Origin of the sequence: Glycomyces sp. NPDC046736 (assembly GCF_040645615.1) — a bacterium.
Taxonomy (GTDB): Bacteria; Actinomycetota; Actinomycetes; order Mycobacteriales; family Micromonosporaceae; genus Glycomyces.
The window spans coordinates 39,698-54,873 of sequence record NZ_JBEYYO010000024.1 but is presented as its reverse complement, the minus strand read 5'-3'; the positions used below and the strand labels follow the sequence as shown (position 1 = coordinate 54,873).

At 69.7% G+C, this 15,176-nt stretch carries 12 protein-coding genes; 5 read left to right on the top strand and 7 right to left on the bottom strand.

The genetic code is table 11. The features are described from left to right. The first annotated feature begins 4 nt into the window (after positions 1-4). Positions 5-1,720, top strand: a complete 1,716-nt coding sequence (locus AB0B28_RS20540; protein WP_360123798.1) for a protein kinase — start codon at positions 5-7, stop codon at positions 1,718-1,720. 336 nt (positions 1,721-2,056) lie between these two features. On the opposite strand, the gene AB0B28_RS20535 is transcribed toward AB0B28_RS20540, so the two are convergent. After that, on the bottom strand, positions 2,057-5,002 hold the full coding sequence (locus AB0B28_RS20535; protein WP_360123795.1) for a UPF0182 family protein: 2,946 nt from the start codon (positions 5,000-5,002) through the stop codon (positions 2,057-2,059). A 106-nt stretch (positions 5,003-5,108) separates the two neighbouring features. Next, positions 5,109-6,080, bottom strand: coding sequence for a S16 family serine protease (locus AB0B28_RS20530; RefSeq protein ID WP_360123792.1), 972 nt, complete (start codon positions 6,078-6,080; stop codon positions 5,109-5,111). A gap of 144 nt (positions 6,081-6,224) precedes the next feature. Here AB0B28_RS20530 and AB0B28_RS20525 point away from each other — a divergent pair, with 144 nt between their 5' ends. Beyond that, positions 6,225-7,487: a zinc-dependent metalloprotease gene (locus tag AB0B28_RS20525; RefSeq protein ID WP_360123789.1), complete on the top strand. Its 1,263-nt coding sequence runs from the start codon at positions 6,225-6,227 to the stop codon at positions 7,485-7,487. 46 nt (positions 7,488-7,533) lie between these two features. On the opposite strand, the gene AB0B28_RS20520 is transcribed toward AB0B28_RS20525, so the two are convergent. Continuing rightward, a complete protein-coding gene (locus tag AB0B28_RS20520; protein WP_360123786.1) occupies positions 7,534-8,064 on the bottom strand; it encodes a YgjP-like metallopeptidase domain-containing protein in 531 nt (176 codons plus the stop codon). Between the two features lie 173 nt (positions 8,065-8,237). Then, positions 8,238-8,402, bottom strand: a complete 165-nt coding sequence (locus tag AB0B28_RS20515) for a DUF5679 domain-containing protein (protein ID WP_166659568.1) — start codon at positions 8,400-8,402, stop codon at positions 8,238-8,240. A gap of 298 nt (positions 8,403-8,700) precedes the next feature. On the opposite strand from AB0B28_RS20515, the gene AB0B28_RS20510 reads away from it, so the two are divergent. Beyond that, the gene (locus tag AB0B28_RS20510) at positions 8,701-10,002 is read left to right on the top strand and encodes an AarF/ABC1/UbiB kinase family protein (RefSeq protein WP_360123842.1); all 1,302 of its coding nucleotides are present in this window, start codon (positions 8,701-8,703) and stop codon (positions 10,000-10,002) included. Between the two features lie 60 nt (positions 10,003-10,062). On the opposite strand, the gene AB0B28_RS20505 is transcribed toward AB0B28_RS20510, so the two are convergent. The 3 genes from AB0B28_RS20505 to AB0B28_RS20495 all read right to left on the bottom strand — a co-directional run bounded on the left by AB0B28_RS20505 (position 10,063) and on the right by AB0B28_RS20495 (position 13,401). Beyond that, complete coding sequence (locus tag AB0B28_RS20505; RefSeq protein WP_360123782.1) at positions 10,063-10,245, bottom strand: hypothetical protein; 183 nt, start codon at positions 10,243-10,245, stop codon at positions 10,063-10,065. Continuing rightward, complete coding sequence (locus AB0B28_RS20500; protein WP_360123839.1) at positions 10,242-10,601, bottom strand: WhiB family transcriptional regulator; 360 nt, start codon at positions 10,599-10,601, stop codon at positions 10,242-10,244. Before AB0B28_RS20500 ends, AB0B28_RS20505 begins: the two co-directional genes overlap by 4 nt. 649 nt (positions 10,602-11,250) lie before the next feature. Further along, positions 11,251-13,401: an ATP-dependent DNA helicase UvrD2 gene (locus tag AB0B28_RS20495; protein WP_360123779.1), complete on the bottom strand. Its 2,151-nt coding sequence runs from the start codon at positions 13,399-13,401 to the stop codon at positions 11,251-11,253. A gap of 279 nt (positions 13,402-13,680) precedes the next feature. Here AB0B28_RS20495 and AB0B28_RS20490 point away from each other — a divergent pair, with 279 nt between their 5' ends. Both AB0B28_RS20490 and AB0B28_RS20485 read left to right on the top strand, forming a co-directional pair. Next, the gene (locus tag AB0B28_RS20490; protein ID WP_360123776.1) at positions 13,681-13,914 is read left to right on the top strand and encodes a mycoredoxin; all 234 of its coding nucleotides are present in this window, start codon (positions 13,681-13,683) and stop codon (positions 13,912-13,914) included. 269 nt (positions 13,915-14,183) lie between these two features. After that, positions 14,184-15,134 carry an EamA family transporter gene (locus AB0B28_RS20485; protein WP_360123773.1) on the top strand — a complete coding sequence of 317 codons (951 nt, stop codon included), beginning with the start codon at positions 14,184-14,186 and terminating at the stop codon, positions 15,132-15,134. Positions 15,135-15,176: the final 42 nt, after the last annotated feature.

Below are 15,176 nucleotides of genomic sequence, written 5' to 3'. Positions count from 1 at the left end.
AGCCTTGCTCAGCACGCGCAACCTCAAGGCGGGCGATGTCCTGGACGGGCGGTACCGGCTTGAACGCCGCATCGGCGGCGGCGGCATGGGCGACGTCTGGGAGGGCACCGACACGATCCTGTGGCGCACGGTCGCCATCAAGATTCTCCTCGCCGACCTCGTCGACGACCGCGGCTTCCGCGAACGGTTCCGGCGCGAAGCCCGCGCCATCGCCGTCATGCAGGGACCGGGGGTCGTGGAGGTCTACGACTACGGCGAGATCGAGGACGAGGACGCCCAGCTCGCCTACCTCATCATGGAATACGTCGACGGCAAGCCGCTCTCGCGGCTGCTCGGCCTGTGGGGCAAACTCGAAGCGCCCGACGCGATGCGCGTCATGGGCGGCGTGGCCCAGGCCCTCCACGTGGCGCACGCCGCGGGGATAGTCCACCGGGACATCAAGCCCGGCAACATCCTCGTGCGCGCCGACGGCTCGGTGGTCCTGGTGGACTTCGGGATCGCCCGCGTCAGCCACAACCTCACCCTGACCACGACCGGGGTCGTGCTCGGCACGGTCACCTACATGTCGCCCGAGCAGGCCGCCGGCGAGAACCTCAGCGCCGCATCCGATCTGTACTCGCTCGGGGTGGTCGCCCACCAGTGCCTCGCCGGTTCGCCGCCGTTTCGCGCCGACACCCCGCTCGGGGTGCTCTCGGCGCACCTGCGCAACGCGCCGCCGCCGCTGCCGGCCGACGTCCCGTACGAGGTCAGCCAGATCGTGCGGCGCGCGCTGGAGAAGGACCCGTCGGCGCGCTGGCCCGACGCGGCCTCGCTGGCCGCGGCCTGCCACGAGACGCGCGAGCGGATGCTCGCCAACCGGCGCGGCGCGAGTCCGGTGCGCACCAAGGTGATGCCCGAGCCGCACGACGGCTCCTCGCCTCAGGCGGTGTCGCCGGTGCGGGCCACGGGCGCGCACCGGCGGGCCCGCGGCGTGGCCGGGCCGGTCACGGGCGCGAACACGCTGCCGCCGTTGACCGGGGCGCACACGGGGGCGCATGCGACCGGCGCGCACACCGGGGCGAACCCGGTGCCGCCGTCGCCGCCGCCCGAACCGGCTCCCGAGCCTGAGCACCACCGGCGGCGCGGCATGTGGATGTCGCTGATCGGGACCATCGCGGGGCTGGCGGCGGTGGGCGCGATCGCGTTGACGCTGCCGTGGGGCGAGCCGGACGGCACGGGCCGCTCGCCCGCCGACGACCTCGACGTCAACGGCGCCGAGCTCCAGGGCCAGGTGGGCGAGGACGGCGAATGGGCCGGGGACTACGGCGACGACGAGGAGCGGTCGGCCTCGCCCGAGCCGAGCGAGTCGGCCACCGACGGCGAGGACGCGAGCCCCGAGGACCCGGCCGCTTCGGCCGGGCCGTCGCTGAACCCGAGCGGCTCGGCGACCCCGACCGAGAGTTCCTCGCCGACCTCCCCGGCGAAGTCGACGGTCCCGAACGTGGTGTCCAAGAACGAGGCCGACGCGCGCTCCAGCATCGAGGAGTCCGGCCTCAACCCCACGGTCGAGTACGAGGGCGAGGGCGACGCGCGCTGCACGGTGGTGCGCCAGTACCCCAAGGCCGGCGACGAGGTCGAAGAGGGATCCACGGTCCAACTCACGATCCGCAAAGCCGCCGACGCCGAGTCCTGCAAGACCGAGTCGGAGGAGACCCCGACCCCGGGCGAAGGCGCGCCGTAACGCGGGAAGCGACGCGAGCGGGGCGGGGATACCATCCCTAGCCCCCACCCACCCGAGGGGAAAAGGTAGCGCCCATATTGCCCGCCGGGTCCGACAAGAATCGGCCCCGGCCGCGAAGGTGTCACCCGAAAGTGTCACCGGCGCAGCGCCGCAAGCGTCCGCGCCGGAATCCGACCGCTCGGCGAGGAACGAAACCGAGGACTCCGGTCGCCGCGTGAACGACCAGCCTCCGCGCCGGAATCCGACCACTCGGCGAGGAGCTCCGAGTCAGAGCGGATGTCGAAAACGGAAATCGCCCGGCGGCCGAAAGGCCGCCGGGCGATTTCCTTCTATCGCTTACTGACCCGCGGCTTCGCGGGCTGCCTGGAGTTGGTCGAGCGCGGCGAGGAGGTCGTCGAGCGCGCGGCCCTCCTCCTCGTTCGAGCCCGAGGTGCGGGCGACCTCGTAGGCCTCCTGCGCGGCGATCACGTTCTCGATCGCGGCCTCGACCTCAGGCGGGTCGGTGGCCGGAGGCGCCTCTGTCGTCGGCTCGTCCGTCGGGGTCTCCGAAGGCGTCTCGGTCGGGGTCTCCCCCTCCTCGCCTTCGCCTTCGCCCTCGTTCTGCTCGGCCTCACTCGGCGCCCCGGAGACGTACTTCTCGACCACCATGTCCACGGCCTGCTCGAACGTCGGCGCGAAGCCGACGTAGCCGCCGTAGCTGATGGCCACGTTCGTCAGTCGCGGCAGCTCCTCGCCCTGGCCGCCCGCCTGCCTGCGCAGGTACATCGGCTCCAGGTAGAGGATGCCGTCGCCGACCGGCAGCGCGAGCAGGTTGCCCCACTCGACCGTGGTCCCGGCCTGCTGGGCGTCGCGCAGCGTGGTCACCACTTCCGAAGTGGAGGTGATGATCTGGTGGATCTGGCGCACCGACTGGTCGTCGCCGCCCACCACGTCGAAGACCTTGAGCTGCGGATCGCCGTTCTCGTCGTAGTAACCCGACATGAGGCTCGCCAGGGCGTTCGGCCGATTCCTCGGCGTGAACGAGCCGGTGAGCTGGAAGTACGGCTGGGACTGCTCGGGGTAGGTCGCGTACACGTAGTACGCGGGCTGGGTGACCTCGGAGCCCTGCGACGGGTCCGAAGGCGTGGCCCAGGCCTCGCCGCCCTCGATGAAGGTCCGCGCCTCGTTGACGTGGTAGCGCTGGAGCAGGCTGCGCTGGACCTTGAACAGGTCCTGCGGGTAGCGGAAGTGGTCGATCAGGCCCTGGGGCGTCTCGTCCTTGGGGATGACGAGGTCCCCGCCGTAGATCTGGTTCCAGGCCTGGAGGATCGGGTCCTCTTCGTCGAACTCGTAGAGGTCGACCGAGCCGTCGTACGCGTTCACCACGGCCTTGACCGAGGAGCGCATGTAGTTGATCTCCTCGGACGACTGGTTCGCCACGCCCTGGCCGGAGTAGGTGTCGTTCGTGGCGTCGGCCAGGTTGACCCGGTCGGCGTAGGGGAAGTTGTTGGTCGTGGTGTAACCGTCCACGATCCAAACGATCTCACCGTCGACCACGGCCGGGTACGGGTCGGCCTCGATCGTCAGGAACGGGGCGACCTCCTGGACGCGCTCGCGCACGTTCCGGTTGTAGAGCAGCTGCGACTCTTCGTTGATCTGGTCGGACAGCAGGAAGCGCGGCTCTTGGAACTCCCACGCGTACAGCAGTCGGTGTCCGATGGAGCCGATGTCGACCCCGCCTTCGCCTTCGTAGGTGGTGTAGCGGTCGTCGCCGATCTCCTCTGCGTCCTCCTCGGTCGAGTCGTCGTCGCTGACGGCCACGTCGATCGGGCGGTCGTACTCGCGGGGCGTCTCGGTGTCGGGCGCGCCGACGATCGCGTACTCGTTGTTGAGCAGGCCGTAGTAGATCTGCGGCTTCTCGACGTCGATGATGTCGTTGCCGATCTGGCAGTTGCCCGGGTCGTCGGAGAGGACGCCGGAGGTGAAGCAGGGCGCGCCGTTGTCGCTCTCGGTGGTCGAGGCGGACACGAAGCCCCAGCCGTGCGTGTACACGGTGTGGGTGACGGTCCAGTCCTGCTGCTCGTCGGTCAGCTGCGCGGGGTTGAGCTCGCGCAGGCCGACCACGAAGTCCTGGGTGACCTCGTTGCCGTTCTCGTCGGTGTAGGTGTAGCGGTCGATGTCGAGCTTCTCGTTGAAGTCGTAGAAGCTTCGCGGCTGCTGCGCCTGGGTGAACGCGTCGGAGACCACGAACGGGTCGATGAGGCGCACGAACGGCACGGTCGACTTGTCGGCGGCCATGGCCTCGGCGTCGGGCTGGGAGGCCACTGGGTACGTGGTGGTCTCCAGGTCCTCCATGCCGAAGGCGTATCTGGTGCCGTCGATGGTGTGCTGGGCGTAAGGGCCTTCGCGCTGGGGGCGGTTGGGCTCGACCTGGAAGTTGCGGACCACGGCGGGGTAGATGCCGCCGGCGGCGATCGCGGTGACCACGACGAGGCCCAGGGCCGCGGCGGGCAGGGCCAGCGAGCGGGTGAAGCCCCACGAGAAGACCAGGATGACGACCGCGGCGATGACCGAGACCCAGATGAGCGCGTTCTTGGCGTTCATGAGCGCGGTCATCTCGGTGTAGCCGCCGCCGACGATGTCGGTGACCTGGTTCTCCTGGGTGGTGAAGTTGAAGCGGTCGAAGTAGTACGCGACGGCTTTGAGGCCCAGGAAGAGCGCGACGAGCACCGAGAGGTGGATGCGCGCGGCGTTGCTCATGCGGTCGCCGGTGCCCGAGAAGCGCAGGGCGCCGTAGAGGTAGTAGGCGCTCAGGGAGGCGAGGATGCCGACCACCACGGCGGCGAAGCCGAAGCCGATGAGGAACTGCCAGAACGGGAGCCGGAACACGTAGAAGCCGGCGTTCATGCCCAGGACCGGGTCGGACCAGGCGAACTCGCCGCCTTCGCGGAACAGCAGCCAGGTCTCCCAGCGGCTCTGGGCGGACATGCCGGCGAAGACGCCGACCACGGCGGCCACGCCGCCGATCCACCAGCCGGCCTTGGGCGAGATGAGTTCGCGGTAGCGCTCCAGGCCCTCCTGCTCGCTCGTGGCGGGCCAGGTGTCGGGGCGGAAGCGGTAGGCGAGGTAGAGGTTGATGCCGGTCCACGCGGCCATGGCCAGGGCGAATACCCCGAACAGACCGAGGCGCGTCCACATCATCGTCGAGAACACCGAGGTGTACCCGACCGATTCGTACCAGAGGTAACTGGTGCGCAGGCTGACGAGCCAGCCGAGCACCGACAGGAGGACTATGGCTCCCACGAGGAGTATCAGGACGTAGCGTCCTCGTCGGCTCATCCGTGGGGGGGTGGGCGTCCGGTTCGCCACTGTCAAGCAACTCCTTCGTTGTGCTGCGGCACTGGCGGGGTCAGCAGGTGATGACTTCCCCGCCGGCCGCTAGGGACTCCAGCGCCGTTACGGCGTCTGCGAGCGTCTCGACTCTGACAATAGTCATGTCGTCGGGCGCGACGGTGACGGCGTCCGAACAGTTCGAAGCCGGGGAGAGGAAGACCTCGGCGCCCGCTTCGGCCGAGGCGGCGATCTTCTGCTGGATGCCGCCGATGCCACCGACGTTCCCTTGTGGATCGATCTCGCCGGTGCCGGCGATGATCCTGCCGTCGGTGAGATCGCCCTCGGTGACCCGGTCGACGATGCCGAGCGCGAAGATCAGGCCCGCGGAGGGGCCGCCGATGTCGAGGGCCTCGGTGTCGATCTCGATGCCGTAGGGGTCCTCATGTGTGGAGGACAGATCGGCCTGCCCGAGGACCACGCCGGGAACCTCAACGGCCGCACCGGCACGCGTCACGGTGACCGTGGTTTCGCTGTCGGCGTAATTCTCCAGGTCGGTCAGCGAGGTGACGGGGGTCCCATCGACGGCGGTGAGGACGTCCCCGGCGACCAGGCCGCCGGAGTCGGCCACGACCTCGATGACGGCGGGCTCGCCGAGGTAGCCCAGGGCGGCCTGCTCGGCGTTGGACTGGGACTCGACCCAGTCGGCCTGCTGCTCCTCGGCGATGTCCTCCTCGGACTCGCCGGGCGGGTAGACCAGGTCGCGCGGGATGATCGCGTAGTCGTCGGACATCCAGAAGCGCAGGGCCTCGGCGAGGGTGATCGACTGCCGCACCCGCACGGTGGTCAGTCGCAGCTGGCCTTCGGAGTCGTATTCGGTGTCGGCGGTGATGATCTGGTGCTCGACGCCGTCGAGTTCGCCCGAGCCGAGCACGTCTTCGGTGGGCCCGGGGCTGAAGACCACGTAGGCGACGTCCATCGAGAGGGCCTGCCAGGTCAGCATCGCCACGAGGGCGGCCCCCAACAGGACGGTGATTCCACGCCTTCGCACCTTCGGCGATCCTTTCGAGCCGGACTCGGTATGGCGGGAAGCCTACATGCCGCGGCCCACAGCGGCTTTCGGCCCGCAGCGAACAGGGCGTTCCAGTTCGGCGGGCCGTGGTCCGAGGCCCCTACTCTGACGTACGGTTGGCGCATGGGCTCCGATATTCCGTTCGGCTTCGGGAACATGGGCGGCGACCTGCCCGACCCGAACGATCCGCGTGTGCGCCAGATGATGCAGCAGCTGCAACAGATGATGTCGCAGTCGCTGTCGTCCGGACCGGTCAACTGGGAGTTGGCGAGGCAGCTCGCCGAGTCCGAGCTGGAGGCCGAGAACACGGTCGGACCGGCCGACCAGGCCAAGATCGCCGAGGCGGTGCGCCTGGCCGACCTGTGGCTCGACTCGGCCGTGAACTGGCCCTCGGGAGTCACCGCCACTGACGCGTGGACGCGCAAGCAGTGGATCGCGCGCACCGAGGCCTCGTGGAAGCAACTGGCCGAGCCGCTGGCCGCCCAGATGGGCGAGGCGATGCAGACCCTCGTCCCCGAGGAGATGGCCGGGATGCTCGGCCCGATGGCCGATTTGATGAAGGGCGTCGGCTCGGCGCTGTTCGGCGCGCAGATGGGCCAGGCCCTCGCCAAGCTCGCCGGAGAGGTCCTGTCCTCCACCGAGGTCGGGCTGCCGCTGGGCAAGACCGGGGTCGCCGCGCTCCTGCCGGGCAACATCACCGCCTACGCCGAGGGCCTCGAGCTCCCGGTCGAGGAGGTGCGCCTGTTCGTGGCGCTGCGCGAGGCCGCGGCCCACCGCCTGTTCACGCACGCGCCGTGGCTGCACGCCCATCTGCTCGGCGCCCTGGAGGCGTACGCGCGGGAGATCCGCATCGACGAGTCGGCGATCGAGGAGGCCATGTCGGGGATCGACCCGATGGACCCCGAGGCCGCGGCCACGCTCGACCTGAGCGAGGTGTTCAAGCCCGAGGACACCGAGCAGCAGAAGGCCGCGCTGGCGCGGCTGGCCACCACGCTGGCGCTCATCGCCGGTTGGATCAACGTGGTGGTGGCCGAGGCGGTGGGCGAGCGCCTGCCGACCATGGGTCGCCTCATGGAGTCGGCGCGCAGGCGCAGAGCTTCCGGAGGTCCGGCCGAGCAGACGTTCGAGGCCTTGGTGGGCCTGCAACTCGATCAGGCGAAAGTGCGGGCCGCGTCGCAGCTGTGGCGTTCGGTCGCCGAGGCGCGCGGGATCGAGGGGCGCGAGGCGGTCTGGGCCCACCCCGACCTGATGCCGAGCGCGGCCGATCTGGAGCACCCCGAGAGCTTCGCCACCGTCTCCGAGGCGATGGAGGACCTGGAGTCGATGTTCGACCAGCTCGCGGTCAACGACCCGAAGAGCGAGGACGAGGGCCCCGAGGAGAAGTGAGGCGCGCGGGCTCGCCCGGCCGCCGAGGCGGTCGGCTGCGGCCTCTTCAGGCGCGTTCGCTCGCTTCGGCGTCGGCGATGCCTTCGAGGTAGCCGCGGGCGCGCTCGGCCTTGCCGTAGCGGTTCACCAGTTCCCAGAACGGCCCGGAGTGGTCGTGGTGGACCAGGTGGGCCAGTTCGTGGAGCAGGACGTAGTCGATGACCCACGAGGGCATCATGGTGAGCCTGCGGGAGATCCTGATGGTGCCGTCCGAGGGGGTGCACGAGCCCCAGCGGCGGTGCTGGTTGTCGACCCAGCGGACGCTGCGCGGGGCGGCGCATTCGGGGTGGTCGGGGTAGTAGCGGTGCGCGAGCCTGACGGCCCGGTCCTGGAGGGCCGAGTCGGACGCGCGGCCGTCGCGGGCCTCGCGTTGACGCAGCCTCGCCAGCATGTGGTCGATCCACTCGCGCTCCTCGGTCTCCGAGAAGGCGTCAGGGATCATCACGACCACGCGGCCTCGTTCTTCGTAGGCCGCTACGGTAGCCCGGCGTCGGGGGGAGCGCCGCACTTCTACGGGGGGATGCACTTTGCGCGCCATGCACGCACACTAAACCTCGGGAGTGACAATCGCATAACGCCGATGTCGCGATTGCACCGAGAGTGCGTGTATGCCAAGAAAATCCCCTCGCCAGTGTCCCGGAATATGGGATCAGGCGAGGGGTGTGCTCACCGGGCGTCGCCCGCGAGTCGCAGTCGGCCCTTCGGCCGGGGTCACGAGGCCTTGCCGAGAATCCGGTTCATCTTGGTGCCGCAGGTCGGACACGTGCCCTTGGCCATTCGGCGACCCGAGTCCGAGACCACCACATGACCCTCGAAGTCGCGCTTCTCGCGGCATTTGACGCAGTAGCCGTTGTATGTCTCCGTAGCTTGAGCCACTGGTTTCCCCCTGTAGTCTGCGTCGCGGTTGCGATGGTCACGCTGTGCGACCGTTCCGCCTCAGAATGCCACAGATTTCACGCGTGTAAGCCCCGCCGCGCCACATCACCCAAAGGGTGTGAGGACCGTGCCCCCAGGCGGGTGACAGGCGTGAGGTGGGCTCGCGGCCTGAGTGGATTCGGCGGCGTGCTCGGGCTTCGGGAAGCGGCCCGGCCGTGAGAGCATTGGGAACGTGAGCGACAGGCATGGACCCTCCCAATCGGGTGACGATCTCCCGCGGCGGGCCTTCTCGCGCGGCATGAAACTCGCCTCCCTGCCCCTGGGGCTGGCGGGCCGGGCCACCGTGGGACTGGGCAAGCGGGTCACCGGGCTGGCCGACGAGATCCTCTCCGAGCAGGCGCAGCGGCGCACCGCCGAGCACGTCTTCAGCGTGCTGGGCCAGCTCAAGGGCGGGGCGATGAAGCTCGGGCAGGCCCTGTCGATCTTCGAGGCCGCACTCCCCGAGCACCTGGCCGCGCCCTACCGGCAGGCCCTGACCAAGCTCCAGAACGCCGCTCCCCCGCTGCCGGTGGCCAGCGTCCACGGCGTGCTCTCGCGCCAGATGGGCCCGGACTGGCGCGACAGGTTCGAGTCCTTCGACGACGCCCCGGCCGCCGCGGCGAGCATCGGCCAGGTCCATCGGGCCGTGTGGTCGGACGGGCGCGACGTGGCCGTCAAGATCCAGTACCCCGGCGCGGGCGACGCGCTGCGATCGGACCTGCGCCACCTCTCGCGCATCGCGCCGATGTTCAAGGTGCTGCAACCGAACTTCGACGTCAAGCGGATCACCGTGGAGCTGCGCGAGCGGCTCCTCGAAGAGCTCGACTACGAGCTGGAGGCCGCCACGCAGCGCAAGTTCGCCGACGCCTTCCGCGACGACCCGCTCATCGTGGTCCCCGAGGTCGTCCACGCCAGCGGCGAAGTGCTCGTCACCGAGTGGATCGCCGGGCGCGGCCTCGCGCAGGTCATCGCCGAGGGCACCCAGGCCGAGCGCGACGCGGCCGGGCTGCGGCTGGCCACGCTGCACTTCTCGGCCCCCAGGAGGGTCGAGCTGCTGCACGCCGACCCGCACCCGGGGAACTTCGCGATCGCCGAGGACGGGCGGCTGATCGTCTACGACTTCGGCGCCGCCGCCAGGCTCCCCGGCGGCATGCCGGTGCAGGTGGGGCGCTTGACGCGGCTCACGCTCGACGGCAAGGCCGACGAAGTCGTCGAGGGCCTGAGGGGCGAGGGCTTCGTGCCGCCGCACCTGAAGATCGACGCATCGGCCATGCACGACCTGCTGGAGCCGATGCTGGCGCCGATCGCCGGCGAGGAGTTCCAGTTCTCGCGCGAGTGGCTGCGCGGGGAGAGCACCCGCATCACCGGGCAGGGCTCGGAGGCCGCGAAGCTGAACAAGCAGCTGAGCTTCCCGCCCGAGTACCTGCTCATCCACCGCGTCACGATGGGGTCGATCGGGGTGCTGTGCCAGCTGGGCGCGACGGCGCGCTGGCGTTCGATCCTGGAGGAGTGGCTGCCGGGCTTCGCCGACCCCGAGGGCACCGACCCGAAGCGGGCATAACGAAAGGGGCCCTTCCTCTCTCAAGGAAGGACCCCTTCAGCCAACGCGGTTGTCACGGCGTCAAAGACGCCCCTCACCGGCTTCTTTCCACAGACTCCGCATCCGGAGCCTGCCGATGCGGCCGAACAGCGTGCTCGGCGGTGTCATCGGCCTGACCGCTTCGATCTCCTCGCTGAGCAGGAGTTCGAGTTCGTTCACGCCGACATCGCGCTTGAGATGACGGCTCAGATAGTCGACGGTCATGACACCGCCACCCCCGCGAGCGCGAGCTCCTTGGTCCGCGCGGCGAGCTCGGCCTGCGCGGCCTGCTCGACGAGCGCGGCGTCCTTGCGGGGCCGGCCGCGCGGCCGCTTGCGGGCCACGACGTTCCCCTTCTCGAAGATCTCGCCGCCCCACACGCCCCACGGCTCGTGCCGCTCCAGGGCGCCGGTCAGGCACGCCATCCGGACGGGGCAGTCGGCGCACAGGGACTTGGCGTACTCCAGCTCGGTGGGCTGCTCCGAGAACCACAGGTCGGCGTCGTACTCGCGGCAGGGCAGGTCGCCGCCGGTCTGACAGGCCTGCTCTCGCAGCTCGGGCCCGATGAGGGTGTCGGTCATGAGCTCGGTCTCCTCTCTCGTGTTGTCGGTCGGTCGCATCAGTGCTGTCTGAGGACTCAATTGCTTCGCAATCTGTCTCGTCTTTGGTCAACTGGTGGGTCGCGACCTGGCCTTCAAGCCATACAAAAAGGCCGCGATCCCTGGTGCGGGATTCGCGGCCTCGAGAGTTCCGAGCGGGCTCTAAATAAGCCCTTTCGATGTTCTCGAGGCGGTCTCCCGCGGGTGGCGCCGTGACGCTTCTTCTCGGAGCCGACGATCGGCTGCCATCCGAGGCCTGCGAACGCACGGCCGCTTCCGAAGACGCCGGTGACGTCCATGCCATTGGTGCCGACGGTGCCCAGAGCCGTAGTACGGACGGCAACGGGCAGAGTGGTGCCACGAAGCTGGGTGAAGACGGGCGCGAGACGGTGATAGGCGGCCGTGGCCGTCTCAGTCGTGGCGTGCGGCGCGGTGTGCGCGGTTGCTTCGAGCAGCATCATCGTCTGATCCCCCTTCCCAGGTTTCGTGGTCAACATTGGTCAACTCCTAAGTTCAACGAGTGAGGCACACACCTCACCCGGCAGCAGCAACGCTACGCCCGTCGTACACCGAAGCGCAACGTCTTTTTCCGCGAGTCAATCAAGAAATTTCTCGCCCGCCTCCGGGGCGGTCAGGAGGCCGCTTCGCACAGCGCCACCGCCCCCTCGACCTCGCCGCCGTTGACCAGGTGCAACACCGCCGGACCGTACTTGTCGAGTTTGGACTTCCCGATGCCGTGGAGGGACGCCAGCTCGCTGTCGGATCCCGGACAGCGCTCCGCGATGGCGATCAAGGTCACATCCGTGAAGATCGTGAAGGCCGGTTTGGCGTCCCGCTTGGCGATCGTGATGCGCCATTCGCGCAGCCGCTCGAACAGCGATTCGTCCATTGTGGCCGGGCAGTCGGCGCAGTGGCCGAGCTTGCGGTCGCGCGCGTCGGTGAGGGTCTTGCCACAGCCGGAGCAGTCGAGGATCTTGTTGGCGCGCTTGGCATTTCGCTGCTTGGATGCGGCGGTCTTGGGCTCTGAGGGGCGGGGGAATCCGCTCAGGCCGAGCGGGGCGAGGAAGCGGCTGAGCCGCCGTTCGCGGCCTCCGGCGTTGCGGGCCAGGCCGTAGGAGAGCTGGAGCCGCTCGCGGGCGCGGGTGATGCCGACGTAGAGGAGGCGGCGCTCCTCTTCGAGGGCGGCGTCGGTGCGGGCGAACGTGGTCGGGAGGGTGCCTTCGGCCAGGCCGACGAGGAACACCGCGTCCCATTCGAGGCCCTTGGCCGCGTGGAGGCTCGCGAGGGTCACCCCGGCGACGGCGGGCGCGTGCTGCTCGGCGGCGCGGCGTTGCAGTTCGGCGCAGAACGCGTCGAGGTCGGGGTCGGGGCCGTCCTCGTCGGGGTTGGCGCGGTGGTGCTCCAGGAACTGCTCGGCGAGGGCGGCGAGGGCCGAGACCGCTTCGTACGCTTCGCGTTGGGCCCCACCGGAAGGGGGCGAGTCGGGGCGCCAGCCGACCGCTTCGAGGGCCGCGGGGACCGCTTCGAGGAGCGGCTGGTGCGCCAGCTCGGTCTTGGCGGCCGAGCGGAGGGCGACCACGGCCTGGCGGACCTCGGGCCGGTCGAAGAAGCGGGCCGCTCCGGTGATCACGGTGGGGACGCCGTAGGAGGCCAGCGACTCCTCGTAGGCCTGGGACTGGGCGTTGGTGCGGTAGAGGACGGCGATCTCGGAGGGGCTGACCCCGTCGGCGATGTACTGGGAGCAGCGGCGGGCGATCATGTCGGCCTCTTCGGCCTCGTCGGCGAAGACCTCGGCGGTGACTGCGGGGCCGTCGGGGCGCTGGCCGATCAGTTCGAGGCGCATCTTGGCCTCGCGGCCCTTGGACTCGCCGATGATGCGGTTGGCCAGGCCCACGACCTGGGGGGTGGAGCGGTAGTCGCGGACGAGGCGCACCAGGGCGGCGCCGCGGTGCCTGCGGGTGAAGTCGAGGAGGTGGGTGGAGGTGGCGCCGGTGAAGGAGTAGATGGTCTGGCTGGCGTCGCCCACGACGGTGATGTCGTCCCTGTCGCCGAGCCAGGCGTCGAGGAGTCGCTGCTGGAGGGGGGTGACGTCCTGGTACTCGTCGACCACGAAGAAGCGGTACTGGCTGCGAATCTGGTCGGCGGCGCTGTCGACGTCGGCGATGAGGTCGGCGGTGTAGGCGAGGACGTCGGCGAAGTCCATGACCCCGGCGCGGCGCTTGGCCTCGATGTAGGCGGCGTAGACCTTGGCGACGTCTTCGGGGGCGATGGGGGCGTCGCGGCCGAGGGCGGCGATGGCGCTGACGTAGTCGTCGGGGCCGATGAGGGAGGAGGCGGCCCATTCGATCTCGGTGGTGAGGTCGTAGTTCTTGGCGCGGGTGGTCTGGAGTCCGGCGCGGGCGGCGGCGATGGCGGTGAACTTGAGGGTGGAGTCGACCAGTTCGGGGAGCTGGCCGCCGAAGCGGCCGGTGCCGAAGTAGCGGAGTTGGCGCAGCGCGGCGGAGTGGAAGGTGCGGGCGTTGACGCCGGAGACGCCCAGGCCGCGGAGGCGGTCGCGCATCTCGCCGGCGGCGCGGGCGGTGAAGGTGACGGCCGTGACGTGCTGGCCGCGCATGTCGCCGCGCAGGACGCGCCAGGCGATGCGGTGGGTCACCGCGCGGGTCTTGCCGGTCCCGGCCCCGGCCAGGACGCAGACCGGCCCGGGTTCGGCGGTCACGGCCTCGCGCTGCTCAGGGTCGAGTCCGGCCAGTAGCTCTTCGATTGCCCGGTCGCGTGCGGTCATCGCAACAGTGTGGCAGAGCGGACCGACACGGCCCGGGCGGCGGGGAAGCGCGGTGGGGCGCGCGATCGGGTGCGCGACGCGGTTACGGGAGGTGCGGGGAAACGTGGGGTGGGTGGGTGGGGACGTACGATCCCTAGCCCCACCCACCCAGGGGAAGAAGAAGGTGCGCCCATCTTCCGGCGGGGGTACGACAAGAATCGCCCCGCTGCGGGTGATGTTCGCTGCGGGCGGAATGCCCCCGGGCGGTATCGCGTTAGTGTCGATGACGAAGGAGGATCGATGATCACCATGTACAGCACCACCTGGTGCGGCTATTGCAGGCGGCTCAAGTCGGCGTTCGACCGTGAGGGCGTGCTCTACAAAGAGGTCAACATCGAGGACGACGCCGAAGCCGCGGCGTGGGTCATGGGGGTCAACGGCGGCAACCAGACCGTGCCCACGGTCAAGTTCGAGGACGGCTCGGCCCTGACCAATCCCTCTCTGGCGCAGGTGAAAGCCAAGCTCGCGGTTTGACCTGTGCCACATGTCGAGACCATGGTCACGTTTAGGACACAAAGCCGGTACGATGCCCTATAGTTGACTCGTCAGACTTGCTTAGCGACTTCGAGGGGTGGTCGCTAAGCATTCAAGGCCCGGGATGGATCCGTCCCGGGCCTTTTCTTCTGCCCTCAATCGGTGCTACGGTTCGCCAGCCCCTCAATCGATCCCGCGCGTCGGCCCCGCTCGGACCCCTCAGGTCCGAGCGGCCCGCGCCTCCCGACCGATCGACTTGTGGAGCCCTCATGTCCTCACCTCGCGCCACCCTCGGCGTGGCCCTCGTCCTCGCCGCCTCGCTGTTCTTCGGTGTCTGCGGTCCCTTCGGGAAGGTGGTCATCCAAGCGGGCCTGACCCCGCTCCAGGTCACCTGGCTGCGCATCTGCGGCGTAGGGGTCATCGCCATCGCGATCGCCCTGGTCCCGCTCGTGCGGACCCTGCGCGAAGGCAAGCGGCTCCCCTGGGGCGCGCTGATCCTGTTCGGGCTCACCGCGATCGCGGCCGTGCAGGCGTTCTACTTCATCGCCGTCGAACGGCTGCCGGTGGGCATCGCGCTGCTCCTGGAGTTCATGGGCCCCATCGTGGTCGTGGCCTGGGTGCGGTTCGTCAGGCGGACGATCCTGCCGCGCTCGGCCGTGATCGGGGTGCTGCTGAGCATCACCGGCCTGTGCATCGTGGTCGAGGTCTGGTCGGGGCTGCGCCTGGACGCGGTGGGCCTCATCGCAGGCTCGGCCGCCGCCGCCTGCCAGGCCACGTACTTCCTCGCGGGCGAGAAGCTCACCGCGAAGGTCGACGTGCGCGTCCTCTTGGCCGTGGGCTTCGCGGTCGGCGTCGTGGCCCTCACCCCGCTCGCGGCCCCGTGGGCGCTCGACTGGGCGGTGCTGTCGGCCGAAGTCACGCTCGGCGGCGTCGAGACGACCGCGCTGGTCAGCTCGATCGCCTTGGTGCTGTGCACGGCCCTCGCGTACGGGTTGGGCCTCAGCGGCCTGCGGTTCGTGTCCGCGCCGGTCGCCGGAGGCATCGGGTACACCGAGGTCGTGGTGGCCTCGCTCGCGGCCTGGGCGCTGCTCGGCGAGGCGTTGACGGTGCCGCAGATCATCGGCGGCCTCGTGGTCATCGCCGGGGTCTTCACCGCGCAGCGCGCGGTGGCGGCCAAGACCGGCGTCACCGAGTCCGAGGCCACCGTCGCGAAGGTCTAGGCGGTGCATGCGAGCCCCGGCCGCCATCGGGCAGGGGTTCGC

Coding starts and splice junctions, on each gene's coding strand:
- AB0B28_RS20525 (WP_360123789.1), top strand. CDS start 6,225: ATGGGCTCCGATATTCCGTTCGGCTTCGGGAACATGGGCGGCGACCTG.
- AB0B28_RS20520 (WP_360123786.1), bottom strand. CDS start 8,064: ATGGCGCGCAAAGTGCATCCCCCCGTAGAAGTGCGGCGCTCCCCCCGA.
- AB0B28_RS20510 (WP_360123842.1), top strand. CDS start 8,701: ATGAAACTCGCCTCCCTGCCCCTGGGGCTGGCGGGCCGGGCCACCGTG.
- AB0B28_RS20505 (WP_360123782.1), bottom strand. CDS start 10,245: ATGACCGTCGACTATCTGAGCCGTCATCTCAAGCGCGATGTCGGCGTG.
- AB0B28_RS20500 (WP_360123839.1), bottom strand. CDS start 10,601: ATGACCGACACCCTCATCGGGCCCGAGCTGCGAGAGCAGGCCTGTCAG.
- AB0B28_RS20495 (WP_360123779.1), bottom strand. CDS start 13,401: ATGACCGCACGCGACCGGGCAATCGAAGAGCTACTGGCCGGACTCGAC.
- AB0B28_RS20490 (WP_360123776.1), top strand. CDS start 13,681: ATGATCACCATGTACAGCACCACCTGGTGCGGCTATTGCAGGCGGCTC.
- AB0B28_RS20485 (WP_360123773.1), top strand. CDS start 14,184: ATGTCCTCACCTCGCGCCACCCTCGGCGTGGCCCTCGTCCTCGCCGCC.